Source organism: Streptomyces sp. NRRL S-455 (assembly GCF_000717875.1).
GTDB lineage: Bacteria > Actinomycetota > Actinomycetes > Streptomycetales > Streptomycetaceae > Streptomyces.
In genome coordinates this window covers 283967-309116 of sequence record NZ_JOCT01000021.1, presented here as the reverse complement: position 1 = coordinate 309116, position 25150 = coordinate 283967, and the positions used below count along the sequence as shown (strand labels likewise).

Sequence of the window (25150 nt, the reverse complement as noted above, 5' to 3'; positions counted from 1 at the left end):
TTCCCTTCGTCCGCTATGCCGTCAGCCCTCGTCCGGGCCACCGCTCTCCTTGTCGTCGGCGTCGGCGGTCTCGTCCGCCTTGACCGTCTGGGCCCCCGGCTGGGGTTCGGCCACGGCCACCCGCGCGGGGCGGATGGTGCGCTCGCCGATCCGGTACCCGGGCTGCAGAATCGCCACGCACGTCGTCTCGGTGACGTCCGGCGCGTAACTGTGCATCAGGGCTTCGTGGATCGTCGGGTCGAAGGACTCGCCCTCCTTGCCGAACTGCTGCAGGCCCATCTTCGCCGCGGTGCTCTCCAGCGACTCGGCGACGGACTTGAAGCCGCCCACCAGTTCGCCGTGTTCCCGCGCGCGGCCGATGTCGTCGAGCACGGGCAGGAGCTCGGTCAGGAGGTTCGCGATGGCGATCTCCTTGACCGCTATCCGGTCGCGCTCGACCCGGCGGCGGTAGTTCTGGAACTCGGCCTGGAGGCGCTGGAGGTCCGCCGTGCGCTCGCCCAGCGCCGTGCGGGCCTGGTCCAGCTGGGCCACCAGAGCCGCGTCCTGGCCCGTGTCCCCGGCCGGGGCCGCCCCCTCCTCCGCGGAGGGGGAGGCGGCCTTCGGCTCGGCGTCATCGGAGGTGGCGCCGGAAGGGACGTCGGGCTGCTGCTCGTCGAAGCCCGGGGTCTCCTCCGTCACGCGGCACCGTCCTTCCGGTCCTCGTCGACGATCTCGGCGTCGACGACGTCGTCGTCGGCCTTGGCGTCACCGGCGCCCGCACCGGCTCCGGCGGCGGCACCGTCGGCCTGCGCGGCGTTCGCGTCGGCGTACATGGCCTGGCCCAGCTTCTGCGAGACGGCCGCGACCTTCTCCGTGGCGGTGCGGATCTCGGCCGTGTCCTCGCCCTTGAGCTTCTCCTTCAGCTCGCCCACGGCTTCCTCGACCTCGGTCTTGATCTCGCCCGGGACCTTGTCCTCGTTGTCCTTGAGGAACTTCTCGGTCTGGTAGACGAGCTGCTCGCCCTGGTTGCGGGACTCGGCGGCCTCGCGGCGCTTGTGGTCCTCCTCCGCGTACTGCTCGGCCTCCTGGCGCATGCGGTCGACCTCGTCCTTCGGCAGCGAGGAGCCGCCGGTGACGGTCATCTTCTGCTCCTTGCCCGTGCCCAGGTCCTTGGCGGTCACGTGCATGATGCCGTTGGCGTCGATGTCGAAGGACACCTCGATCTGCGGGACGCCGCGGGGCGCCGGCGGCAGACCGGTCAGCTCGAACATCCCGAGCTTCTTGTTGTACGCCGCGATCTCGCGCTCGCCCTGGTAGACCTGGATCTGCACGGACGGCTGGTTGTCCTCGGCGGTGGTGAAGATCTCGGACCGCTTGGTCGGGATCGTCGTGTTCCGCTCGATGAGCTTGGTCATGATGCCGCCCTTGGTCTCGATACCGAGGGACAGCGGGGTGACGTCGAGGAGCAGGACGTCCTTGACCTCGCCCTTGAGGACACCGGCCTGCAGGGCGGCGCCGATGGCGACGACCTCGTCCGGGTTGACGCCCTTGTTGGCGTCCTTGCCGCCGGTCAGCTCCTTGACGAGCTCGGCGACGGCGGGCATACGGGTGGAGCCACCGACCAGGACGACGTGGTCGATCTCGCTGATGGAGATGCCGGCGTCCTTGATGACGTTGTGGAACGGCGTCTTGCAGCGCTCCAGGAGGTCCGCGGTCAGCTGCTGGAACTGGGCGCGGGTGAGCTTCTCGTCGAGGTGCAGGGGGCCCTCGGCGGAGGCGGTGATGTAGGGCAGGTTGATCGACGTCTCGGTGGACGAGGACAGCTCGATCTTCGCCTTCTCGGCGGCCTCGCGCAGACGCTGCAGGGCCATCTTGTCCTTGCCCAGGTCCACGCCGTGGCCGGACTGGAACTGCTGGACCAGGTAGTCGACGATGCGCTGGTCCCAGTCGTCACCACCGAGGTGGTTGTCACCGTTGGTGGCCTTCACCTCGACGACACCGTCGCCGATCTCCAGCAGCGAGACGTCGAACGTACCGCCACCGAGGTCGAAGACCAGGATGGTCTGGTCGTCCTTGTCGAGGCCGTACGCCAGGGCGGCGGCGGTCGGCTCGTTGACGATGCGCAGCACGTTCAGACCGGCGATCTCGCCGGCCTCCTTCGTGGCCTGGCGCTCGGAGTCGTTGAAGTACGCCGGGACGGTGATGACCGCGTCGGTCACCTTCTCGCCCAGGTAGGCCTCGGCGTCCCGCTTCAGCTTCTGGAGCACGAAGGCGCTGATCTGCTGCGGGTTGAAGGGCTTCCCGTCGAGCTCGATCTTCCAGTCGGTGCCCATGTGACGCTTGACGGAGCGGATGGTCCGGTCCACGTTCGTGACCGCCTGGCGCTTGGCCACCTCTCCGACGAGCACCTCACCGTTCTTGGCGAAGGCGACGACGGACGGCGTGGTCCTGGCGCCCTCGGCGTTGGTGATGACGGTGGGCTCGCCGCCCTCCAGAACGCTGACGACGGAGTTAGTCGTGCCCAGGTCGATGCCGACCGCACGTGCCATGGTTGATTCCTCCAGCTGACTTGAGTGGAACGGACTCAAGTGTGCACGACGGCTCCCGACCGGTCAACAGAGCTGAGTCGACCGGGCTCAACTCTTATCCGCTCCTTACACGCAATGGCGCGCTGACCTGCGGTGATACAGAACGACGGGGGCCCCGGGAGCCGTACACACGGACGCGTGACAAGGCGAGTACGACGGCGAGCGCCACACCCGCCACCCACCACAGGGCATCGGTCCCGACCCAGCCGGCGTGCGCGAGTACCCCGACGAACGCACCGGCCGACGCCCCGGCCCCCAGCAGCAGGATCGCCCCGGGCACCGTCAGCCCGAGCCGCCGCAGCCGGTGCGCGAGATGGTCCGGCCCGCCGCGCAGGACGGGCCGCCCGTCCAACCGCCGTGCCACCAGGACCAGTACGACGTCGGCGCCCACCACGGCGGTCAGTGCGAACAGCACCCCCGCGCTCTCCCCGAGCCCCTGTCCGGCCCGCGCGTACACGGCCCCCGCGGCCAGCACGAACCCGGCGGACATCGAGCCGCACGCCCCGAGCGCGGTCCGCGCGGGATGCCAGTTGTGCATGAGGAACCCGGTCAGCGCGGCGGCCAGCACGCTCATCAGCACCGCGATCCCCTCCATCACCTCAATGGCCGCACAGGCCCCGACACCGAAGGCGGTCACCATCCCCACACCCCCCGCGAGCCCGTCGGCGTGATCGAGCCCCCGGAAGCCGAGGGTCACCCACACGACCCACCCGACGGCGAGCAGCCCGCCCCCCACCCCCGTCTCCCCGTACGGCACGACACACGCCGCCGCCACCGCCGTACCGACGGCCGGCACCCACCGCCGCAGCCGCCACACGTCGTCGACGAGCCCCAGCAGGGCGACCACACCCCCCGCCACAAGCAGGTCCCGGACCCCGTCCTCCAGGGGTGGCGCGACGCCGGCCCGGCTTCCCGCCCCCACGACCAGCCCGGTGACGAGCACGACGGCCACACCCCCCGACAGCGGCACCTCCCGCTGCCGCCGGCGGTCGAGCAGACGCAGCCGGCGGGCGGGGGTCCGCAGGAGGGCCGCGAGCAGGGCGGTGAGGAGGAGGGCGGTTGCGGCGGCGGCGATCCCGTAGAGCACGGATATAAGTTATTCGTGACTATGACAATTCGGTACGAATAACACGACCGGATCGCGACTGTCTTTCCGGTCCGTCTGAGGCAACCCTCAGCGATTCAGATCACCCCCCACCCGGCTACAGTGCGGCGGAAGATAGGGGTAGTCTCAGACGGACTGCATAAGTTACCGCTTAGTAATTTCGGGGAACCGCAAGAACGACAGGTCACCCCCGACGAAACCCTCGCAGGCCCGAGGAGCCCCCATGCAACTCGCCGCGATCATCGTGTCGCTGGTACTGACCGTGGTCGGCGTTGCGCTGCTAGCACGCGCGATCGGCCAGTTCGTCCGGTACTTCAAGCTGGGCCAGCCCGTGCCCGCCGGTACCCGGACCGACAACCCCTACCAGCGCAGCGTGACCCTGGTGAAGGAGTTCCTCGGCCATACGCGCATGAACCGGTGGGGCATCGTCGGCATCGCCCACTGGTTCGTCGCGATCGGCTTCCTGACGCTGCCGCCGACGATCATCACCGCGTACGGCCAGCTGTTCCAGGCCGACTGGACGCTGCCGGTGCTCGGCGGCTTCCTCCCCTACGAGCTCTACATCGAGTTCATCGCCGCGATGACGACCCTCGGCATCGCCACCCTGATGGTCATCCGCCTGCTCAACCTGCCCTCGCGCCCGGGCCGCAAGTCCCGCTTCGCCGGCTCGAAGATGGGCCAGGCGTACTTCGTCGAGTACGTCATCCTCACCATCGGCCTGGCCATCTACGTGCTGCGCGGCCTGGAAGGCGCACTGCACCACGTGGACCACTACGAGGCCGCGTACTTCGCCTCGTACCCGCTGGTCCTGGCCTTCAAGGGCCTGAGCGTGGCGGCGCTGCAGAACCTGGTCTACTTCTTCGCGATGATCAAGCTGGGCACGACCATGATCTGGATGATCACGGTCAGCCTGAACACCAACATGGGTGTGGCCTGGCACCGCTTCCTGGCGTTCCCGAACATCTGGTTCAAGCGCGAGGCGACGGGCGGGACGGCGCTGGGCGCGCTGCAGCCCATGACGTCGGGCGGCAAGCCGATCGACTTCACCGACCCGGGCGACGACGACGTCTTCGGCGTCTCCCAGGTCGAGCAGTTCTCCTGGAAGGGCCTGCTGGACTTCTCCACCTGCACCGAGTGCGGCCGCTGCCAGTCGCAGTGCCCCGCGTGGAACACGGGCAAGCCCCTCTCCCCCAAGCTGCTGATCATGTCCCTGCGCGACCACGCGCACGCCAAGGCGCCGTACCTGCTGGCCGGCGGCGGCAAGGACATGGAGGGCGAGGAGAAGGCGTCCGCCGAGGCCCTCAAGGACGTCCCGGCGTCCGCGCTGGCGGAGGCCGAGCGCCCCCTGGTCGGCACGCTGGAGGAGAACGGCGTCATCGACCCGGACGTGCTGTGGTCCTGCACCACCTGCGGCGCCTGCGTCGAGCAGTGCCCCGTCGACATCGAGCACGTCGACCACATCGTCGACATGCGCCGCTACCAGGTGATGATCGAGTCCAGCTTCCCCTCGGAGGCGGGCACGATGCTCAAGAACCTGGAGAAGAAGGGCAACCCCTGGGGCCTGGCGAAGAAGCAGCGCCTGGAGTGGCTCAAGGAGGTCGACTTCGAGGTCCCGGTCGTCGGCAAGGACATCGAGGACCTGTCCGAGGTCGAGTACCTGTACTGGGTCGGCTGCGCCGGCGCCCTGGAGGACCGCGCGAAGAAGACCACCAAGGCCTTCGCGGAACTCCTCCACATCGCGGGCGTCAAGTTCGCCATCATGGGCGGCGACGAGAAGTGCACCGGCGACTCGGCCCGCCGCCTGGGCAACGAGCCCCTGTTCCAGGAGCTCGGCATGGAGAACGTCATGGCTCTGAACATGGCGTTCGGCGAGGAGATGGACGACGAGGGCAAGGTCGTCCCCGAGTCGGCGAAGCCCAAGTCGGCGAAGAAGATCGTCGCCACCTGCCCGCACTGCCTCAACACCCTCGGCAACGAGTACCCGCAGCTCGGCGGCGACTACGAGGTCATCCACCACACGCAGCTGCTGCAGCACCTGGTCGACGAGGGCAAGCTGATCCCCGTCACGCCGGTCGAGGGCATCATCACCTACCACGACCCCTGCTACCTGGGCCGCCACAACAAGATCTACACGCCGCCGCGCGAGATCATCGCCAGCGTCCCCGGCATCCGCAACGAGGAGATGCACCGCCACAAGGAGCGCGGCTTCTGCTGCGGCGCCGGTGGTGCCCGGATGTGGATGGAGGAGCGGATCGGCAAGCGCATCAACAACGAGCGCGTCGACGAGGCCCTCTCCGTCAACCCCGACATCGTCTCCACCGCCTGCCCGTTCTGCCTCGTCATGCTGACCGACTCGGTCAACGGCAAGAAGAACGACGGCAAGGCCAAGGAGTCGATCCAGGTCGTCGACGTGGCCCAGCTGCTGCTGGACTCGGTGAAGACCCCGGTCCCCGCGGACGACGAGGACGACGACGGCGGCGAGCCGCCGGCCGGCACCGCCGACTCCGCGAGCGCGCCGGAGCCGGAGCCGGTGAAGTAGGCGGTTGCCGCGGGTCGTTCCGACTGCTTCGACCGCTTCGACTGTTTCGACGCCCCCTGTCCGAGTCATCGGGCAGGGGGCGTCGCTGTCGGGGTGAGCGCGTCATCCGTGGCCGGATGCACTTTGCAGCAGGTGGTCGATGTGGCGTTGGAGAATGGCCAGCGCCATCTCCGGAGAGTGGTGGCCTGCAAGGACGTGGACCGTGAGGCCATCAGCCAAAGCGAGGAGAGTGTGGGCCTCGCGGGTGGGGTCGAGGCGCTGTGGGATTTCCTCGGTGTCCTGGCCATCCAGGGGTTCGGCTCCGCCATCACGGAGGCAGGGTGGGACACAAGCTTCGGTGTCGTCGGCCTTCTGCGGGCAGCCCAGGTGCCTGAGTGGGGAACCCTCCTGATCGGCTTGGCAGGTGCCGCCCTACTGATGAACAGCGGCGCGCCGTCACCATGCGAGGAGGCAGGCGCACCGACGTCCGTGAGCGGGCCAAAAGCCAACCACCGCTGCGTGGCAAGCTCTTGGCGTGACTGGTGTGGTCACGGCGTCGGGATCTCACCGTGCTGATCACGGCACCCTGATCCCCACCCGCGACCACACCCTCGCCGAGCAGTCGAAAAACACCCGAGATCCATGACGGGGCAGCCCTCAGAGAGCGCCGCGAGGGCCGTTCCCGCGGGGGTCGTTCTCCTCGTACCAACGTTCTTCCTCGCGTCGGCCCTCATCACTCATGGAGTACTTGATCGTGCCGACGAGCACCGCCAGCGTGAAGCCGCCGAAGGCCAGCACGAGGAGAAGCGACAGAATCGCACTGACGACAGCGGTGATGACGTTCCAGAAGACGTAGGCGAACACAGCAACCGTCACCAGTTTGGCGATGAAGTGCCACGGTTGCGGAATTCTGCGGTACGGCTTGGGCAGCCTTTCCAGGAAGGACAAGAAGACCATCAGCACCTTGTCCTCGCCCCGGCCCGGGCGAGGCCGCGCTGCCTTCCCGGGCGTGGAGAGACGCCGCCCCGCCCTTTGAGGTCCATGGCCGGGCATTTCAGTCCCCTTCCTGAAGCGACAGCAGGGGACAGCGATAGTAGGGAAGCTGCGGGCCTGGATTTCGCGATGACCGGGACACCGCACCACTTGGTCGAAATCGACCGATGCAGAAGCCATGGCGTCTCGTGGAGGCCGGGTCTGATACGGGACGGCCTGTGGCCGGCTCGGCAGGCGCGCACTATCCGCCGGCAGCACTGGAGGCGAACTGAACAGCCCCGCCCCCCAGGACAACCAGCTGCACGACGCCAGGGATACGCCATCCCAGGGCGAGGAGGCCACCGCCGGTGAGTACCGCGCCGCATCCCAGAATCCACGATGCCTTCGACGCCGCCTCCGACGCACTCGACGGACTGACACCGTCGCTTTCGTAGCTGTCGGCCCAACCCGCCATCCCATAGCCGTACACCATCCAGGCGATGACCAGGAAGTCGATGACGAGTAGCGCCACGGCGGCCCCGATCTCCTGACCGGTCGAAGGACCTTTCGCCTGTCTCATGCCCGTTGCCGTCCCGTCTTCAGGTGGCGATCCGATAAGCGCATGCAGTCAGCATGGTGTCCTGGCGGGCACCGCACATGAGCACAGGTACTCAGACGCACCGTTCTCGGGCGGCTGGTCAGCGGTGGCGCTTGTCACGGCGACGAGCGCTCTCGTCGGGCCTCCGTCCCGGCTTTCCGCCACGCGGAGGATGTCCCGCAGGGCTTCGGTCAGCCGTCCGCGTCATGGGGCGCGATGCGCCGCATGACCGCTTCCACCGGGGAGATTGATGACGAGTCCGGGAGAGGCGACGTATATGGGGTGCGGGAAGGCTTCCGCGGCCGTTTCGTGTGCGGCTTTCGGATCTGATCCCGGCCATAGGTGGGTGAGCATGAGGCCGGCAGCGCCTGCCTGGCCGGCGTACTGACCGGCCAGGCGCGCGGTCAGCAGATACGGTGCGTCGGCGGTCGGTACCTCGTGGATGTATGTGGCTTCCGACAACAGCAGGTCGGCACTTCGAGCGAGGCGCAGGATGTCGGGGCTCGGCCCCGTGTCGCCGGTGTAGGCGAGCACGGCTTCCGGTGTAGTCAGTCGGATGCCGGCGTTGGGCACGAAGTGCGGCAGGAGCCAGGTGTCGGTTCTGAACGGGCCGATGTCGAACCGGTCGCCCGGCTGGAACTCGCGAAGGTGGTACGCCCCGGCGAGCATGCTCGGTTTGTCGAGCGCGAGAACGGCATCGGCGGCGCCGTGGGGTGCGTATACCGGGAGTGCCGGTGGTGGCGTGTCACTCAGGCCCCGGGCCCGCAGGAGAGGGTTGAGGTCAGCGCAGTGGTCGGGGTGCCCGTGGCTGATCAGCACAGCGTCAATGGCATCGACGGCGCTGTGGTCGAGCAGGCGTGGCAGCGTGGCGTACCCGGGGTCGATGAGCAGGCGGAAGCCCGCGTACTCGACGAGGTAGCCGCTGCACGCCTGGACCGCGGTGGGCCACGCTCCGCAGCCGCCGAGAACGGTCAGTTGCATGCCAAGGAACAGTAGCCGCCATGCCGTTGTCGTGAGCAGGCATTTTTGGGCAGGGGAGCGGACGTGCTCGAGAAGTCGGTGCCGGCGGCTTTGTGGGGCTGGGCCGGTGCCGCGAAAGCGTCCCTTGACTATGCCCTGACACCGGCCCGGAGCTCCTATGGAGTGGCCTCGCCCCGGTCCTGCAGACGTGGTGCCTCGACGTCGGGTGGGCGGGGGATGCCCAGCGGCGGCACTGTGCCCTGTGGTTGCGGATACGGCGCGGGCCACGGGACGGGCGGAGCCGGCGGCGGTGGCGGCGGCAGTGGCGGGGAGACGCGTTGTGGGTGGTGGCGGCGGGTGAGCCACATGACGACCGCCGCGTAGAGCAGGACGGACGCCATGTCAGCGAGGGCGAGTTGCCACGGGGAGTCGGCCGCGGTCTCGTCGGAGGAGAGGCCGTCGACGAACGCGGCGGCGGCACCGAAGGCCAGCAGGTTGTTCAGGACGTGGAGGGCGATGGCCGCCTCCAGGCCGCCGGTGCGGATGGTCAGCCAGCCGGCCACCAGGCCGAAGAGCAGCAGGCTGGCGAAGCCCCAGCCGGTGCCCCAGCCGTGGGCGGCGGCGAACAGGGGCGCCTGCGGAAGCAGGGCGAACCACGGGGAGCGGACGAAGGCGCCCACGGCCTGTGTCAGCCAGCCCCGGAAGACGTACTCCTCGGCCGCGGCCTGCAGCGGGACGAAGGCGGTCAGCACGACCACGGAGGTGAGGAACGAACCCCAGCCGACCCAAACGTCGGACTCCTCCGGGCCGGTGTCGTCGCCGGGCAGGAGGAAAGCGGTCGCCGTCAGCAGTGACGTGGAGAGCAGTGCGGCGAGCAGACACCAGCCCAGCCACCGCCAACGCATCCGGCCGGTGACCGACGTCAGTGTGCCGACGGGCCGTCGGCCCGGCCACAACACGGCCAGAAGGACGAGGGGGAGGGCGACCGCGATGGACATCAGCTCCAGGACCGTATTGGGGAGCGGGCCCAGGTCCGGTCCTCCGTCGGGCAGTTCGTCGGCTCCGGTGACCGCACCGAGGACGTACCAGAAGAGGAACAGCAGGACTACGAGCACCAGCAAGGCACCGAGCAACAGCACCGTACCGACCAGAGGACGCCACCAGCGGTGACGGCCTGTGCAGTGGCCCATACGGTGGTAGGGGAGGCCGTTGCCCTCCGGTCTCTCCGGTCTCTCCGGTCTCGGAGGGGACGGGATTAACGGGGTTGTCATGGTCGCAGCTTTCCAGAAGCGACCCGACCGAATGCCCTGGGTGCTCCGTTCCGGACAATCGGTGGCTCAACACCGTCGAGAATGGCGCATGTACGGACATCCGTGATCCGAGCGGAACACAGGATGCTGTGCGGCCACATTTGCGGGTGGGCGCGGCCCGTCAGGCCGGCTCCGCGGCGCGCAGGGCCCGGGCCAGCCACTCCAGCTCCTCGGTCGCGTCGGGCGACGACGCCTGGCCGCGCGCACGGGCGACGAGCCTGCGGTAGCGCTCCGCCCCTGCCTCGATGCCGGCCTCCAGGCTGCGCAGTACGGCGGCCCGATCGGTGTCCCCGAACAACTCGGACAGCACCTCGGCCGCTGCCGACCCGACGGGAGCCACCCCGCGTTCCCTGACCTCCGCGACGGTCTGCACAACCTGCCTGGCCCACCAGATGGACGCCCCGGGCGGACGATCCCGCCCCGCCACAGGCGTGTTGAGCTCCAGCCATGCGCGCAACCGCATGCGAAAGCCGGGGTCCCGCACCAGTTCGGCCAGTTCGATCCAGGCGTCGACCTGATCGGGTGTGGGATCGTCGGGCAGTTCGATGCTGAGGGTGCGTAGGCGGTCGCGCAGGCGCGGGTCGACGTGGAGACCGCCGAACACCTCCTCCTTGAACTCGTCGATGACCTGCTTGCGTTCGGCGGCGGAAAGCCGCGCCAACCGGTTCATCAGTGCTGTCTCCTCGGCGGTCGAACCCCGTTTCGCCACGGTGGACAGGACGGCCCGGCTCACCTTGAGCGAGCGGATCCGCGCGTCGAGCGCGGCCACGTGCGCGTCGGCGACCTCGGCGACCGTGGCACGTCCGCTCAGGACCCGACACACGTCGTCGAGACCGAGGCCCAGCTCCCGCAGGGTGCGGACCAGTTCGACACGGGCCACGGACTCGGCGTCGTACAGCCGGTAGCCGCTCGCGGAGCGGGCCACAGGCGGCACCGCCCCCTCGTCCGACCAGAAGCGCAGGGTACGCACCGGCAGACCGGTGCGGTGCGCGAGCTGACCGATGGTGAGCGTGTCGGAGCGTTCGTCGTCCATGGGCGAGATCCTGGACCTTCCAGCCGCTGGAGACTCAAGCGCCGTGTGGGCCCTGTTCGTGCTGCCCTACCACACCGATGACAAGTTTGTGTTCCTGCAGGGGCTTGGCTACTCGGGCTCGTACGGCGTTGAGCGTGCGGTACCGGCCGGTGCCGTGAGTGATCCCCTGCACGCGCCACGCACCAGACACCACGACCACGCCTCAACAAATAACCGAACTCACGTACAACCCTTACGCCCCCACACAGGTCTCCTGATCGCCGACACCGTGAACGCCCGGGCAACTCCCGGCGAAGTACCGACGGTCCGGCCCTCCATCGACTGTGGATGTCTGCCAGGCATCCCCCGCATGCTGCAGGAGACCCCGCATGCACCAGCACGAGCGCCTCTCCGGGCGCCCGCACGCAAGCGCTCGCCCCTTCCGGCGCCCCGGCCTGCGGCTCGCCCTGGCGACCGCCGCCGCGGCCGCGCTGACGGGCACGCTGCTCACGGCCACGGCCGGTTCGGCGACGGCCGCGGACTCGACGCACACCCCGAAGGCCGACTTCAACGGCGACGGCATCGGCGACGTGGCGTTCTCCGCCTCCGGCGCGTACGTGAGCGGCAAGAAGGACGCGGGGCAGCTCGTCGTCCTGTACGGCGCGCAGACCGGTGTGTCCTCCGCGAAGCGGTCCACGATCAGCCAGAACACCGTCGGCAACCCGGGCACGGCCGAGGCCGGTGACGTGTTCGGCGCCGACAGCGCCTACGCCGACTTCAACGGCGACGGCTACGACGACCTCGCCGTCTCCTCCCCGATGGAGGACGTCGGCAGCGACAAGGACGGCGGCGGTGTCGCGGTCCTGTGGGGCTCGGCCACGGGCATCACCGGCAAGGGCGTCTCGATCGCCGACGCGGCCCCCACCAAGCACGACCGGTGGGGCAGGAACCTCGCCGCCGGCGACTTCGACGGCGACGGCAAGGCCGACCTGGCCGTCGGCAACACCTCCAACGTCGTGTACGTCCTCAAGGGCGGCATCAGCGCCTCGGGCACGGCGGTCAAGGGCCGCTACAGCGTCAAGGCACCGGTGCAGGCGTCAGGTGACGGTTCCGGGCCGCTCAACCTCACCGCGGGCGACGTCAACGGCGACCGCCGCACCGACCTGGTCGTCGACGGCTTCGAGACCGCCACCGGCCAGTACTGGAACGCCAACTACCTGCTCCCCGGCACCAGTTCCGGCCTGTGCGCCACCGGCGCCCGGCAGCTGAAGGCCGGGGTCATCACCGGCATCGGCGACGTCAACGGTGACGGCTACGGCGACATCGTCACCGGCATGCACTGGAACAGGGCCGACGACGGGGTGGCCTTCCCCGGGGCCTCCGACGGCGGCAAGGTGTGGGTCACCTACGGCGCCCCGGACGGTGTCGGCTCCACCACCGGCATCACCCAGAACACCGGCAACGTTCCCGGCAGTTCGGAGAAGAACGACTACTTCGGTTACGAGCTGGACCTGGGCGACGTCAACGGCGACGGCTTCCAGGACCTGGTGGTCGGTGTCGCGGGCGAGGACCTCGGCTCGGTCGCCGACGCCGGCCAGCTCGTCGTGCTGTACGGGTCGGCCTCCGGCATCAACACCTCCTCCGGGGCCCAGTCCTTCGCGCAGAGCACCCCGGGCGTACCCGGCGCGGACGAGAAGGGCGACTTCCTCGGCACGGATGTGAAGCTCGACGACGTCACCGGCGACGGCCGCGCCGACCTGCTGGCCGGGTCGTACGAGAACGACGGCAACGGCGCGGTCCTCTACCTGCCGTCCAGCGGCACGAAGATCACTGCCACGGGTTCGCGCACCGTCTCCCCCAGCGCCTCCGGCGTCCCGACGACGGGTTACCCGAACTTCGGCGCGAACTTCGGCGACTGAGCCGCCGCGTCCCTTCGGCACGAACATCGCCGACCGAACCACCCAGGATCCCGTCGGGGCCGGGCCCCGCAGATCCGGCCCCAGCTCTTCAGGGCCGGACCCCGCGGGTCCGAACCCCACCCCTTCGGGGCCGGACCCCGCCGGTCCGGCCCCTTCCCCACCCGGAGCCCCGCCTTGCGCAAGCGCATCCTCCTCCTGGCCGCCACCCTCACCACCGGCCTCCTCACCGCCACCACCCCGGCCACCGCCGCACCCTCCGGCCTCACCGGCGACTTCAACGGCGACGGATACCGGGACGTCGCGATCGGCGCGTTCAGTGCCGACGTCGGCTCGGTGCAGGGCGCCGGCGCCGTCGTCGTGCTGTACGGCTCGTCGTCCGGCGTCTCGGCGGCCAGGAAGACCGTGATCACACAGAACTCCACCGGTGTCCCGGGCACCGCCGAGGAGGGCGACCGCTTCGGCTACAGCCTCGCCGCCGGGGACCTGGACCGCGACGGCTACTCCGACCTGGTCGTGGGCGCCCAGTACGAGGACATCGGCGACCGGGACGGCATCGGCTCGGCCACCGTCATCTGGGGCTCCAAGTCCGGCCTGTCCGGCGGCAAGGGGCTGCCCCAGCCGTCCGACCTGTCCGAGTGGGGCGGCTTCTCCTCCGGCGTCGCGACCGGCGACTTCGACGGGGACGGCGCGACGGACGTGACGATCACCGGCCAGAGCCGCACCCGCCTCTACAAGGGCCCCTTCACCCGCACGAGCGGCCCCGCGAGCCACACCAGCCTCAGCACCTTCGGTTCGACGTACGAGGTGTTCGCGGGCGATCTCAACCGGGACGGCGACGCCGAGCGCGTCTACCCCTTCCTCGTCACCGGTGACGAGGGCGGCGAGATCAGCTACCACGGCTGGACCGGCACCAAGTACGCCCGCACCTACCTGCCGGACGCCGACGGCGAGGAGGGCACGATCGCCGACGTCAACGGCGACGGCTACGGCGACCTCGTCCTCGGCGACTACCAGGACCCGCGGCCCGAGAAGCCCGGCGGCCACAAGGGCGGCCAGATCACCGTCTGGTACGGCGGCCCGACCGGCCCCGACCCTGCGCAGAAGCCGACCGTGATCCACCAGGACACCGAGGGCGTCCCCGGCGCCGGCGAACACGGCGACCTGTTCGGCTCCGCGATCGGCGCCGGTGACGTCAACGGCGACGGCTACGCCGACATCGCGGTCGGCGCCTGGGCCGAGGACGTCGGCACGGTGGAGGACGCCGGGTCCGTCACCATCCTGTTCGGATCGGCCTCCGGACTGAGCGGCAAGGGCTCCAAGTCGTACACGCAGGACACCGAGGGCGTCCCCGGCGCGAGCGAGACGATGGACGCCTTCGGCATGACCGTGCGCCTGGTCGACCTCGACAAGAACGGCAAGGCCGACCTGGTCAGCGGCGCCGGTTACGAAAACGGCTACGGCGCGGTCACCGTCCTGCGCGGCACCGCCTCCGGCCTGACCACCTCGGGCTCCACGTTCCTCTCGGCCCGCGACGTCTCCCTGAAGGGCGGCGCCGACTTCGCCTGGGCCATCGCCCAGTGACGCGTCAAGTGACGCGTCCAGTGACGCCCCGTCAGCTTTCCCTCTCCGCAAGGACACCCATGCGTCTGCGCAGCGCCGCCCTCCTCGTCGCGGCCCTCACCTCGCTCCCCCTCGCCCTCACCGCGCCCACCGCCCAGGCGGCGCCCGCGGCCGCCCCGTACGACTTCAACGGCGACGGCCGTAAAGACCTCGCGATCGGCGCGCCGGGCGCCACGGTCGCCGGGAAGGCGAAGGCGGGCGCCGTGTCCGTCGTCTACGGCAGCACCAGCGGACCGAAGACATCGACCCGCACGCTCCTCACCCAGGACACCGCCGGGATGCCCGGCGCCGCGGAGGCCGACGACGCCTTCGGCTCCGCCCTCGCCTCCGCCGACCTGAACACCGACGGCTACGCCGACCTGCTGATCGGCACGCCCGGCGAGGACGGCAGCGACACCAACGACGGCACCGTCACCATCGTCTGGGGTTCCACGACCGGCCTGTCCGGCGCCCGTTCGCTGTTCAGCTTCTTCAGCAGCGACTACGACCGCTACGGCAAGTCCCTGGCCGCCGGCGACTTCGACAACGACGGCGTCACGGACGTGGCGGTCGGCTCCAGCGGCCCCACCGTCCTCTCCCTCGTGTCCGGGCCGATCACCAAGACCGGCGCGCACAACGGCGGTTCGGGCTCCCGCCACTCCCCGTGGTCCAGCCCGCACGGCGTCACCCACCTCTCCTCCGGCGACGTCACCGGCGACGGCCACCCCCGGGTGGTCCTGCACGGCCGCGCCAACGGCACCGACGACGCCACCACCGCCCTGGCCGACCTGCAGATCGGCAACTACACCGACTGGCTCCAGGACCTGCCCGCCGGATACGTCTCGTCCGTGGCCGACATCGACAAGGACGGCTATGCCGACATCGCCGTCGGCAACGACCGCGAGACCTCCGCCGACCCGGCGGGCGCCCTCGGCGGCAAGGTCACCGTCGTCTACGGCGGACCCGACGGCCGGGACACGAACCGCGCCCCGCTCGTCCTCACCCAGGACACCGCCGGGGTGCCCGGCGCCTCCGAGAAGGGCGACCGCTTCGGCGGCGGCGTCTCACTCGGCGACATCAACGGCGACGGCTACGCCGACCTCGCGATCGGCGCCCCCGGCGAGAACTCCGCCGCCGGTGCCGTCACCGTGCTGTACGGCTCCGCGTCCGGCCTGACCACGAAGGGCGCGACGTCGTACACCCAGAACACGGCGGGTGTCCCCGGCGCCTCGGAGAGCGGCGACCGCTTCGGCGAGCGCGTCACCCTCACCGACCACACCGGCGACCGCCGCGCCGACCTGTCCGTCTCCGCGCCGGGCGAGAACTCCGGCGACGGCGCGGTCTGGTCCCTGCGCTCCACGGCCACCGGCCCGACGACGTCCGGCTCGACGAGCTTCGGCCCTGGCACGACGGGCGTCTCGACGGCCGGCGCGCCGGGCTACGGCACGGCACTCAACTCCTGACCGCCACCAGCAACGAAAAAAGCGAAAAAACGAGACCAGCAAGACCAGCAAGACCGACGAAACCCACAAACCGACGAAACCGACGAGCACGGGGACTTCCATGCGCAAGCGCACCCTCCTCCTGGCGACGGCCCTGACCACCGGCCTGCTCACCGCCCTGCCCACGACGGCGGCCACCGCCGCGCCCTCCGGCCTCTCCGGCGACTTCAACGGCGACGGCCATCGCGACCTCGCGATCGCCGCCCCGCTCGGCAAGATCGGCGGCAAGACCGGGGCCGGCTACGTCGCCGTCGTCTACGGCACCGCGAACGGCCTCGACAGCTCCAAGCGCCAGATCATCAGCCAGGCCACCGAGGGCGTCCCGGGCGTCCCGGAGACGCAGGACTACTTCGGCGACCGTCTGACCACCGGCGACCTGGACGACGACGGCTACACGGACCTGATCGTGGGCGTGCACGCCGAGCAGATCGGCTCCACCGGCGACTCCGGTGTCCTGACCGTCGTCTGGGGCGGCGCGAGCGGCCTGAAGACCGCGACCGACCTGTCCGCGCCGCTCCCCGAGAACCGGAACGAGCTGGGCTGGTCCGTCGCCACCGGTGACTTCGACGGCGACGGCGACACCGACCTGGCCGCCGCCAACATCGCCTACCCCGAGCTGAACGTCTTCAAGGGCCCGGTCTCGCGCACCGGCAAGGCCACCGAACTCATCGGCATCGACACCTTCGAACAGACCGGCATCAACTCCGACAACCTCGTCGCGGGCGACGTGACCGGCGACGGCAGGACGGACCTGCTGGTCATGGGCCAGGAGGAGGCCGGCGACGGCTACCGCACCCGCAGCGTGCTGTACAAGGGCACCGCGACCGGCCTGGCGGCGGGCGGCAAGCTCGCCGGAGGCTACGCGGCCGTCATCGCGGACGTGAACAAGGACGGCTTCGGCGACATCGTCACCGGCAACTTCATGGAGAAGTCGACGGACGAGCCGAACGGCGGCTCCGGCGGCGCGATCACGGTGACCTACGGCGCCGCCGGCGGCCTGAGCACCCGCACCCCCGTCCGCATCACCCAGGACACCACGGGCGTGCCCGGCGCCGCCGAGAAGAACGACCGCTTCGGCTGGAGCCTGTCGGCCGGCGACACCAACGGCGACGGCTACACCGACATCGCGGTCGGCGCCCCGTACGAGGCCATCGGCTCGCTGAAGCAGGCGGGCACGGTCACGGTGCTGCGCGGCTCGGCCTCCGGCGTGACCGGCAGCGGCGCCAAGTCCTTCTCCCAGGACACCGCGGGCGTCCCGGGCGCCGCCGAGGCGTACGACTCCTTCGGCTACGCCGTCCAGCTCACCGACGCGAGCGGCGACGGCCGCGCGGAGCTGGTGGCGAGCGCCTCCGCCGAGAACACCGGTGACGGCGCCGTCTGGCTGCTGAAGTCCACCGCGTCCGGAGTCACCGCCACCGGCTCCAAGTCCTTCGGCGCCGCGACCGTGGGCGGCCCGACGGGCGACGCGTACTTCGGTGACGTACTCGCCGGCTGACCCCCGCACCCACCCCACAACTCCCTCACCAGGAGGAACACCCATGCGCAGGCACACCGCGGCCACCCTCACCGCCGCCGCCCTGCTGACCGCCGGCCTCACCCCGCTCACGCTGGCGACCCCGGCTTCCGCCGCCCCCGCCAAGCACGCCGACGACTTCAACGGCGACGGCTACCGCGACCTCGCCTTCTCCGCGCCCTACGCCCCGGTCGGCGGCAAGACCGACGCGGGCGCCGTCGTCGTCACCTACGGCTCCGCGAACGGCATCAGCGCCGCCCGCCGCACCGTCCTCACCCAGGACACGGCCGGCATCCCCGGCGCCGCCGAGGAGGGCGACCGGTTCGGCAAGGCCCTCGCCTCCGGCGACCTGAACGCCGACGGCTACGCCGACCTCGTGATCGGCAGCGTCGGCGAGGACGTCGGCTCCGACGCCGACGGCGGCTCCGTCACGGTCGTCTGGGGCGGCAAGAGCGGCCTGTCCGGCGGCCGGGGCGTGTCCGACCCGGCGGTGTCGGCCCACGACGAGTACGGCGTCGCCCTCACGGTCGCCGACTTCAGCGGGGACGGCCGCCCCGACCTCGCCGTCGGCAGCGACGGCAGTGACATCTGGATCCACCAGGACTTCACGAAGGCCTCCGGCGCGGCGTCCCACACCGAACTCGCCACCGGCCTGCAGACCGGCCCCGGCCTGAGCGGCGCCCGGCACCTCGACGCCGGAGACGTCAACGGCGACGGCATCGACGACCTGGTGGCGACGGGCAGCGACGCGGCCACCTACGACGCCGGCAACATGATCTACCTGGGCTCCACCTCCGGCCTCACCTTCCAGACGTTCCTCAGGAGCGACGCCTGGGAGCTCGCCGCCGTCGGCGACCTCAACGGCGACGGCTACGACGACGTGGTCACGGCGGAGCCCGGCGGCAGCGGCAGGAGCCTGGGCGGCTCGGTCATCTCCTACCTCGGCGGCGCGAACGGTGTCCGCACCCAGCCCCAGGCGAGGATCAACCAGGACACCCCGGGCGTCCCCGGCGCGGACGAGGACACGGACGCGTTCGGCAACGACCTCTCGGTCGCCGACGTCGACGGCGACGGCTACGCGGAAGTGGCCGTCGGCGTGCTCCACGAGACCATCGGCACCGCCAAGATCGCGGGCAGCGTCACCGTCCTGCGCGGGTCGGCCGCCGGCATGACCGGCACCGGCGCCCAGTCGTTCACCCAGAACACGGCCGGCGTGCCCGGCACCGCCGAGTCCGCCGACCGCTTCGGCGCGTCCGTCCGCCTGTCCGACCTCAACCGCGACGGCAAGGCCGACCTGTCCGTCGGCGCCGACGGCGAGAACCACCCGTCCGGCGCGATCTACAGCCTGCGCGGCTCGGCCTCCGGCATCACCACGAGCAACGCGATCAGCTTCGGCCCCGGCTCGCTCGGCCTGTCGACGACCGGCTACCTGCGGCTGGGCCAGGACATGCTCTAGCCGACTCCACCAGGGGGCCCGGGCGGTGCCCGTACGGCCGGACCCCGACCCGAACCCTGACCCCTCACGGGGACTCAAGGGGCCTGTCCCTTAAGGGATGTCACAGCTCGGCCGCAAAGCCGGGCCCGGATGCCCGGGCCCGGCACAACACCGCCGGGGACCAGGTACGTTCGAAGACGTGGCTGGATTCAGGATCGGACGCGGCCGGAACAACGGCGCTCCTCAGACGCGACCGCAAAACCCCCCGTACGGGCAGCAGACGCCGCAGGGGCCGTCGTACGGCTACCCGCAGGCGCCGCCGCAGCAGCCGTACCCGCGGCAGCAGCCGTACGGCAACGGCGGCGGCCCCGGCGGCCCCGGTGGCCCCACCTGGCCGCAGCCGAACGCCGGCCCCGGCGGCCCGGGCGGCGGCTACGGCGACCAGGGCGAGCCGGAGTACTTCGGCGACGGCGCGTACCCGCACGGCCCCCAGGGACCGCACGACCCGTACGCGGCGAACAACCCGGGCCACACCCAGGCCTTCGCGGTCGGCGAGGACCCCTACACCGAGGGCGACACCTACCGCGCCGGCGCGGCGGCCCCGCCCCCCGGCCCGGTCGGCCCGCGTCTGCACTGGAAGGCCCTGCTCCGCGGGATCGTCCTCTCCCCGAACCAGACCTTCCTCCAGATGCGGGACTACACGATGTGGGGCCCGGCCCTCATCGTCACGTTCCTCTACGGCCTGCTGGCCGTCTTCGGCTTCGACGGCGCCCGCGCGGATGCGATAAACGCCACACTCTCCAACGCGATCCCCATCGTCCTGACGACGGCCGTCGCGATGGTGATCAGCGCGTTCATCCTGGGCGTGGTCACCCACACCCTGGCCCGCCAGCTCGGCGGCGACGGCGCCTGGCAGCCCACGGTCGGCCTCTCCATGCTGATCATGTCCCTCACGGACGCCCCCCGCCTGGTCTTCGCGATGTTCGCCGGCGGCGACGCGACGTTCGTGCAGCTGCTGGGCTGGGCCACCTGGGTGGCGGGCGGCGCACTGCTGACCCTCATGGTCAGCCGCTCCCACGACCTGCCCTGGCCGAAGGCACTGGGCGCGTCGGCGATCCAGCTGGTCGCGCTGCTGTCGATCGTGAAGCTGGGCACGGTCTGATCTCCGCGCGCACGAGAAAGGGGCTCCCTGCCGGGGAGCCCCTTTTTCCTGGCCGCCGTCCTCGGCCGCCATCCTTGGCCGCCGTCCTTGGTCTCTGTCAGGCGTCGAGCACCTGCCCGGACCGCCGCACGACAGGCGGTTCGACGGACCACGGGAAGTTGATCCACTCATCGGTCCGCTTCCACACGTACTCGCACTTCACCAGCGACTGCGACTTCTCATAGACGACAGCACTGCGCACCTCCGCGACGGTCTCGAGGCAGAAGTCACGCACCAGCTTCAGCGTCTTTCCGGTGTCGGCCACGTCGTCCGTGATCAGCACCTTCTTCTCGGAGAAGTCGATCACGTTGGGCACCGGCGCGAGCATGACGGGCATCTCGAGAGTGGTCCCCACACCCGTATAGAACTCCACATTCACCAGATGGATGTTCTTGCAGTCGAGGGCGTAGGCGAGCCCACCGGCCACGAAGACACCGCCACGCGCGATGCTCAGCACGATGTCGGGCTCGTACCCTTCGTCAGCGATGACCTGCGCGAGCTCGCGCACGGCGACGCCGAACTGCTCGTAGGTCAGGTTCTCCCGCGCCTCACTCATGCCCGTGTCACTCACACCTGGGTCCGATGGAAGTTGAGGAAGGACCGGGAGGCGGTCGGCCCGCGCTGCCCCTGGTACCGCGACCCGTACCGCTCGCTCCCGTAGGGGAAGTCGGCGGGTGAGCTGAGCCGGAACATGCACAGCTGCCCGATCTTCATCCCCGGCCAGAGCTTGATCGGCAGGGTGGCCAGGTTGGACAGTTCAAGGGTGACGTGCCCGCTGAACCCGGGATCGATGAAGCCCGCCGTCGAATGCGTCACCAGCCCCAGCCGCCCCAGCGAGCTCTTCCCCTCCAGCCGGGAGGCGAGATCGTCGGGCAGCGTGATGACCTCGTACGTCGACGCGAGGACGAACTCCCCGGGGTGCAGGATGAACGGCTCGTCCCCCTCCGGCTCGACGAGCCGGGTCAGATCGGCCTGCTCGATGGAGGGGTCGATGTGGGGGTACCGGTGATTCTCGAACACCCGGAAATAGCGGTCGAGGCGCACGTCGATACTCGACGGCTGCACCATCACGTCGTCGAACGGATCGATCCGCACCCGCCCGGCATCGATCTCGGCCCGGATGTCTTTGTCTGAGAGAAGCACGCCCCGAGGATACGCAAGGCGCGCGGAGCGCCCACAACCGGACGACTCCGCGCGCCTGTGTACGCCTTTGTCCCGCTATCGCCGCTGTGCCACTGCTGCCCCGCTACCGCTTCTCGTAGGTGACGGGCACGACGCTCCGGAGCCGCGCACATCGCGGACACCGAAGCAGCCGGCCGGGGCCGAGCCGCTCGGCCTGCTGCATCGGGAACGAAGCGGTGGTGAACACGTGCCCATCCGCACAGCGGACGACGGTGCGCTCCATCAAGTCCAAGAGTCCCTTCCCCAAGAGCCGCGTCCGGCTACTGCTTGCCTGACGACAAAAGCCACAGTACGGGATCAAAGGGACGGCCTCGAAAGCGGCACTCCGGTCCCGCCCGGACCCTCGCCGACACCCCACCGTACGCCCCAACTCCGGTACCCCGCAGTCGCATCCCATGCGTGTTCCAGGCCTGAAAAACCCTCAGGCCCCTCGGCTTGAACACCGGGAGCCTGACATGAGGTAAAGTGGCGACCGTCCGGACACCGACTCCGTCGGCGTCTTACGCGGGTGTAGTTTAATGGTAGAACATCAGCTTCCCAAGCTGAGAGCGCGAGTTCGATTCTCGTCACCCGCTCCATACGAAACCCCCAGGTCAGGGACCCGGGGGTTCCTTTGTTGTCCAGACCGGCGGGCGGGGCGCGCACCACATCCGCACCATAGGGCGCAGTTACTGTCCGTGACCTTCTCGGTATGGTGCGCGAGGTCGCTTCGTTCACCATCCGGGACGGCCGCATCACCGGGCTCGACATTCTCACCGACCCTGACCGCCTGACCACGCTCGGCCTGACCGACTGACCGACTGGCCGCCCACCGATGCCGGCCACTCCATGGCGGACGCTGTCCACGGGGATCAGGGCGAAGGCGCGCTCGACCGGGTCGGGCGCGGTCGCATCTCGTGGACATCGCATGCCGAAACGACGGGCAGGTCGAACGGTCGTCTATCGCACCAGGCAGGGGCTCTTGCTGTCGAACTCCCAGTCAGGGATGAGGTATTGCATGGTGACGGCATCGTCGCGTGCCCCCAGTGCCTTCTCCCGGTAGAGGTCGTGGGCCGTGAGGAGCCGGTCCATGTCGAGGCAGACACCCAGCCCCGGGCCGTCCGGGACGGCGATTTCACCACCGGCGATGCGCGGTGGGGCGGTGGTGAGCCGTTCCAGCCCTTCCTGCCAGATCCAGTGGGTGTCCAGGGCGTTGTACTCGCCCGGGGCCGCGGCACCGCAGTGGGTCACCATGGCCAGGGAGATGTCGAAGTGGTTGTTGGAGTGGCAGCCCCAGGTCAGGCCCATGGCGTTGCAGAGCTGCGCCACGCGCACGGAGCCTTGCATGGTCCAGAAGTGGGGGTCGGCCAGCGGGATGGAGACCGACTGGAGGGCCAGGGCGTGGGTCATCTGGCGCCAGTCGGTGGCGATCATGTTGGTTGCGGTGGGAAGGCCGGTGGCGCGGCGGAACTCGGCGAGGATCTCCCGTCCGGAGTAGCCGCCTTCGGCTCCGCAGGGGTCCTCGGCGTAGGCGAGCGTGCCGGCCAGGGGCCGGCACAGCTCGATCGCCTCGCGCAGTGACCAGGCGCCGTTCGGGTCGAGGGTGATCCGGGCCTCGGGGAAGCGGTCCTTGAGGGCGCGTACAGCCGCTACCTCCTCGGCACCGTCCAGGACGCCCCCCTTGAGCTTGAAGTCCCGGAACCCGTAGAGGCCGTAGGCCGCCTCGGCCTGGCGGACGATAGCCTCCGGAGACAGGGCCTCCTCGTGCCGGAGCCGGTACCACTCCACGGGCGAGTCCGGTTCGCGGACGTACTCCAGGTCGGTCCGGTCCGGATCACCGACGTAGAAGAGATAGCCCAACACCCTCACAGAATCACGCTGTTGTCCATCACCCAGCAGCGCGGCGACGGGCACGTCAAGGTGCTGCCCGAGGAGGTCGAGCAGCGCCGACTCGACGGCGGTGACCGTGTGGACGGTGGTCCGCAGGTCGAAGGTCTGGGCGCCCCGTCCGCCTGCGTCGCGGTCGGCGAACCGGTCGCCGATCTCGCGCAGGACGCGTTTGTAGTCGCCCACCTTCGCCCCGACGACGAGGGATTCGGCATCGCGCAGGGTCTGGGTGATCTTCTCGCCGCCGGGCACCTCCCCCAGCCCGGTACGTCCCTCGGAGTCGGTGAGGACGACGACGTTGCGGGTGAAGTACGGGCCGTGGGCGCCGGAGAGATTCAGCGCCATGCTGTCCCGGCCTGCGACCGGATAGACGGAGAACGCCGTGACGGTCGGCTGTCCGATGCTCATCGGGTGCCCTTCTGCGGTGAGGCGGTGCGGGGGATCGGGAGTTTCCGGGACCGTGAGGTCTCTGAGGCAGGGAGGACTCTGAGGTTGGGAAGGGCCCCCTGCTCGGAAGGTTTCCGGGTTCAGAGGCTGAGGACGTCGATGGCCCACTCGGCCACCAGGACGCCCCCCAGGCCGAGGACGGCGAGAACCGTCGTATACGTGGTGCGAACCTTGATCGCTTCGATGACGGAGAGGTTGAAGTACTCCTTGAACAGCCAGAATCCCGGGTCGTTGACATGCGAGCAGGCGATGGAGCCGCAGGCGACGGCGAGCACCATCATCTCCGGGTGGACCCCGCTGCCCGCCAGGAGCGGCAGCACCACGCCGGAGGCCGTGACGACGGCGACCGTCGCCGAGCCGAGCGCTATGCGGAGGATGACGGCGACCAGCCAGGCGAGGACGATCGGCGAGATGGACCAGCCGTCCGTGGCGTCCTTGATGTAGTCGGAGATCCCGCCTTCGACGAGGACGTTCTTGAAGGCCCCGCCGGCGCCGATCACCAGGAGGATCATCGCCATCGCCTTGGCCGCCGAGGTGCAGGAGGCGCCGACTTCCTCCAGACTTCGGCCGATCCGGGGTCCGAACGCCCAGATCGCCAGGCACAGGGTCAGCAGCAGCGCGATCGGTGCCGAGCCGATGAAGGCGACGACGTGGAGGAACGGACTCTCGGTGGAGGTGGCCATGTCGGTCACGGCGGCCGCCACGATCAGCGCCACCGGGAAGAGCGCCACGAACAGCGACCAGCCCAGTGAGGGCATCTCCTCGTCGGTGAACTCCCGCTCGCTGACCAGGCCCTCGGGGATGGAGGGGTTCATCGCCTTGATGAACGGAAGGCGGGGCCAGGTCAGGGCGACGAGCGCGCCGGCCGGAACGGCGATGAACAGACCGTAGAAGAGCGTCAGTCCGACGGAGGCGTGGAAGGCCGCGGCGACGGCGGTGGGGCCGGGGTGCGGCGGCAGGAAGCTGTGCATGGTGGACAGGGCGATGGACATCGGCAGGCCGACCCACAGCAACTTCGTACCGGTGACCCTGACCAGGGTGAACGCGATCGGGACGATGATGATGAAAGCGACCTCGTAGAACATGGTCACGCCGATCAGCATGGCCGTGACCACCATGGCCACCTGGACCCAGCGCGGACCGAAGGCGTCGAGGAGCTTGCCCGCTATCCGTTGTGCGGCGCCGGAGTCTCCCATGACACGGCCGACCATGGCGCCGAGTCCGATGGTGAGCATGGTGTCACCGATCTGGTCCCCGATGCCTTCGGAGAGGACGTCCGGGATGGTGGCTACCGGGATTCCCCGGACCAGTGCGACGCCGACCGCCACGAGCAGGAGGGCCGCGAAGCCGTTGAGTCTCAGCCTGGTCATGAGCAGAAGCAGGATCACAACGCTGATGCCGACTACGAGGAGAGGCATGGCAGTTCCCCTTTGAACTGTTGAGT

20 protein-coding genes and 1 tRNA gene are annotated in these 25150 nt (G+C 69.9%); 8 read left to right on the top strand and 13 right to left on the bottom strand.

Annotated elements, in window-relative coordinates:
- Positions 1–21: 21 nt before the first annotated feature.
- From grpE to IE97_RS0126685, 3 genes are all read right to left on the bottom strand, one after another.
- A complete protein-coding gene (grpE, locus tag IE97_RS0126695; RefSeq protein WP_030245596.1) occupies positions 22–678 on the bottom strand; it encodes a nucleotide exchange factor GrpE in 657 nt (218 codons plus the stop codon).
- Entirely contained in the window at positions 675–2528 is a 1854-nt protein-coding gene (dnaK, locus tag IE97_RS0126690) for a molecular chaperone DnaK (protein ID WP_030245595.1), read from the bottom strand. Before dnaK ends, grpE begins: the two co-directional genes overlap by 4 nt.
- A gap of 94 nt (positions 2529–2622) precedes the next feature.
- On the bottom strand, positions 2623–3654 hold the full coding sequence (locus IE97_RS0126685) for an MraY family glycosyltransferase (protein WP_030245594.1): 1032 nt from the start codon (positions 3652–3654) through the stop codon (positions 2623–2625).
- A gap of 241 nt (positions 3655–3895) precedes the next feature.
- Between IE97_RS0126685 and IE97_RS0126680 the strand changes: the two genes are divergently transcribed.
- Positions 3896–6211, top strand: a complete 2316-nt coding sequence (locus IE97_RS0126680) for a (Fe-S)-binding protein (RefSeq protein WP_030245591.1) — start codon at positions 3896–3898, stop codon at positions 6209–6211.
- A 102-nt stretch (positions 6212–6313) separates the two neighbouring features.
- On the opposite strand, the gene IE97_RS40790 is transcribed toward IE97_RS0126680, so the two are convergent.
- From IE97_RS40790 to IE97_RS0126650, 6 genes are all read right to left on the bottom strand, one after another.
- Positions 6314–6478 (bottom strand): TetR family transcriptional regulator C-terminal domain-containing protein, encoded by a 165-nt coding sequence (locus IE97_RS40790; protein ID WP_267881810.1) that lies wholly within the window; start codon positions 6476–6478, stop codon positions 6314–6316.
- Positions 6479–6847: 369 nt separating this feature from the next.
- Positions 6848–7153, bottom strand: a complete 306-nt coding sequence (locus IE97_RS0126670; RefSeq protein WP_030955306.1) for a hypothetical protein — start codon at positions 7151–7153, stop codon at positions 6848–6850.
- A 271-nt stretch (positions 7154–7424) separates the two neighbouring features.
- Positions 7425–7742 (bottom strand): hypothetical protein, encoded by a 318-nt coding sequence (locus IE97_RS0126665; protein ID WP_030245587.1) that lies wholly within the window; start codon positions 7740–7742, stop codon positions 7425–7427.
- Between the two features lie 222 nt (positions 7743–7964).
- The gene (locus IE97_RS0126660) at positions 7965–8741 is read right to left on the bottom strand and encodes an MBL fold metallo-hydrolase (protein ID WP_051705125.1); all 777 of its coding nucleotides are present in this window, start codon (positions 8739–8741) and stop codon (positions 7965–7967) included.
- Between the two features lie 155 nt (positions 8742–8896).
- Positions 8897–9910, bottom strand: coding sequence for a CPBP family intramembrane glutamic endopeptidase (locus tag IE97_RS0126655; protein ID WP_078603394.1), 1014 nt, complete (start codon positions 9908–9910; stop codon positions 8897–8899).
- A gap of 241 nt (positions 9911–10151) precedes the next feature.
- On the bottom strand, positions 10152–11063 hold the full coding sequence (locus IE97_RS0126650; RefSeq protein ID WP_030245573.1) for a MerR family transcriptional regulator: 912 nt from the start codon (positions 11061–11063) through the stop codon (positions 10152–10154).
- Between the two features lie 368 nt (positions 11064–11431).
- Between IE97_RS0126650 and IE97_RS0126645 the strand changes: the two genes are divergently transcribed.
- The 6 genes from IE97_RS0126645 to IE97_RS0126620 all read left to right on the top strand — a co-directional run bounded on the left by IE97_RS0126645 (position 11432) and on the right by IE97_RS0126620 (position 20172).
- Entirely contained in the window at positions 11432–12961 is a 1530-nt protein-coding gene (locus IE97_RS0126645) for a VCBS repeat-containing protein (RefSeq protein WP_078603393.1), read from the top strand.
- Between the two features lie 174 nt (positions 12962–13135).
- On the top strand, positions 13136–14542 hold the full coding sequence (locus tag IE97_RS0126640) for an FG-GAP-like repeat-containing protein (protein WP_030245569.1): 1407 nt from the start codon (positions 13136–13138) through the stop codon (positions 14540–14542).
- Positions 14543–14601: 59 nt separating this feature from the next.
- Positions 14602–16023: an FG-GAP-like repeat-containing protein gene (locus tag IE97_RS0126635; protein ID WP_030245567.1), complete on the top strand. Its 1422-nt coding sequence runs from the start codon at positions 14602–14604 to the stop codon at positions 16021–16023.
- 100 nt (positions 16024–16123) lie between these two features.
- Positions 16124–17557: an FG-GAP-like repeat-containing protein gene (locus IE97_RS0126630; RefSeq protein WP_030245564.1), complete on the top strand. Its 1434-nt coding sequence runs from the start codon at positions 16124–16126 to the stop codon at positions 17555–17557.
- A 43-nt stretch (positions 17558–17600) separates the two neighbouring features.
- Entirely contained in the window at positions 17601–19031 is a 1431-nt protein-coding gene (locus IE97_RS0126625; RefSeq protein WP_030245562.1) for an FG-GAP-like repeat-containing protein, read from the top strand.
- Between the two features lie 97 nt (positions 19032–19128).
- Entirely contained in the window at positions 19129–20172 is a 1044-nt protein-coding gene (locus IE97_RS0126620; RefSeq protein WP_037844808.1) for a Yip1 family protein, read from the top strand.
- 97 nt (positions 20173–20269) lie between these two features.
- On the opposite strand, the gene IE97_RS0126615 is transcribed toward IE97_RS0126620, so the two are convergent.
- A complete protein-coding gene (locus IE97_RS0126615) occupies positions 20270–20767 on the bottom strand; it encodes a phosphoribosyltransferase (RefSeq protein WP_030245557.1) in 498 nt (165 codons plus the stop codon).
- An 11-nt stretch (positions 20768–20778) separates the two neighbouring features.
- On the bottom strand, positions 20779–21354 hold the full coding sequence (gene dcd, locus IE97_RS0126610; protein ID WP_030245554.1) for a dCTP deaminase: 576 nt from the start codon (positions 21352–21354) through the stop codon (positions 20779–20781).
- A 543-nt stretch (positions 21355–21897) separates the two neighbouring features.
- On the opposite strand from dcd, the gene IE97_RS0126600 reads away from it, so the two are divergent.
- A tRNA-Gly gene (locus tag IE97_RS0126600) sits at positions 21898–21971 on the top strand.
- A 361-nt stretch (positions 21972–22332) separates the two neighbouring features.
- Here the strand turns inward: IE97_RS0126600 and IE97_RS0126590 are convergent.
- Both IE97_RS0126590 and IE97_RS0126585 read right to left on the bottom strand, forming a co-directional pair.
- Complete coding sequence (locus IE97_RS0126590; protein ID WP_037844855.1) at positions 22333–23661, bottom strand: enolase C-terminal domain-like protein; 1329 nt, start codon at positions 23659–23661, stop codon at positions 22333–22335.
- A gap of 125 nt (positions 23662–23786) precedes the next feature.
- Positions 23787–25124, bottom strand: coding sequence for a gluconate:H+ symporter (locus IE97_RS0126585; protein WP_030245550.1), 1338 nt, complete (start codon positions 25122–25124; stop codon positions 23787–23789).
- Positions 25125–25150 lie beyond the last annotated feature (26 nt).

Excerpts from the sequence above, each read along its gene's own strand:
- IE97_RS0126660 (WP_051705125.1), bottom strand. The coding sequence starts at position 8,741 with ATGCAACTGACCGTTCTCGGCGGCTGCGGAGCGTGGCCCACCGCGGTC.
- IE97_RS0126630 (WP_030245564.1), top strand. The coding sequence starts at position 16,124 with ATGCGCAAGCGCACCCTCCTCCTGGCGACGGCCCTGACCACCGGCCTG.
- IE97_RS0126635 (WP_030245567.1), top strand. The coding sequence starts at position 14,602 with ATGCGTCTGCGCAGCGCCGCCCTCCTCGTCGCGGCCCTCACCTCGCTC.
- IE97_RS0126615 (WP_030245557.1), bottom strand. The coding sequence starts at position 20,767 with ATGAGTGAGGCGCGGGAGAACCTGACCTACGAGCAGTTCGGCGTCGCC.
- IE97_RS0126620 (WP_037844808.1), top strand. The coding sequence starts at position 19,129 with ATGTCACAGCTCGGCCGCAAAGCCGGGCCCGGATGCCCGGGCCCGGCA.
- IE97_RS0126650 (WP_030245573.1), bottom strand. The coding sequence starts at position 11,063 with ATGGACGACGAACGCTCCGACACGCTCACCATCGGTCAGCTCGCGCAC.
- IE97_RS0126645 (WP_078603393.1), top strand. The coding sequence starts at position 11,432 with ATGCACCAGCACGAGCGCCTCTCCGGGCGCCCGCACGCAAGCGCTCGC.
- dnaK (WP_030245595.1), bottom strand. The coding sequence starts at position 2,528 with ATGGCACGTGCGGTCGGCATCGACCTGGGCACGACTAACTCCGTCGTC.
- IE97_RS0126585 (WP_030245550.1), bottom strand. The coding sequence starts at position 25,124 with ATGCCTCTCCTCGTAGTCGGCATCAGCGTTGTGATCCTGCTTCTGCTC.
- IE97_RS0126680 (WP_030245591.1), top strand. The coding sequence starts at position 3,896 with ATGCAACTCGCCGCGATCATCGTGTCGCTGGTACTGACCGTGGTCGGC.
- IE97_RS0126665 (WP_030245587.1), bottom strand. The coding sequence starts at position 7,742 with ATGAGACAGGCGAAAGGTCCTTCGACCGGTCAGGAGATCGGGGCCGCC.
- IE97_RS0126655 (WP_078603394.1), bottom strand. The coding sequence starts at position 9,910 with ATGGGCCACTGCACAGGCCGTCACCGCTGGTGGCGTCCTCTGGTCGGT.
- IE97_RS0126625 (WP_030245562.1), top strand. The coding sequence starts at position 17,601 with ATGCGCAGGCACACCGCGGCCACCCTCACCGCCGCCGCCCTGCTGACC.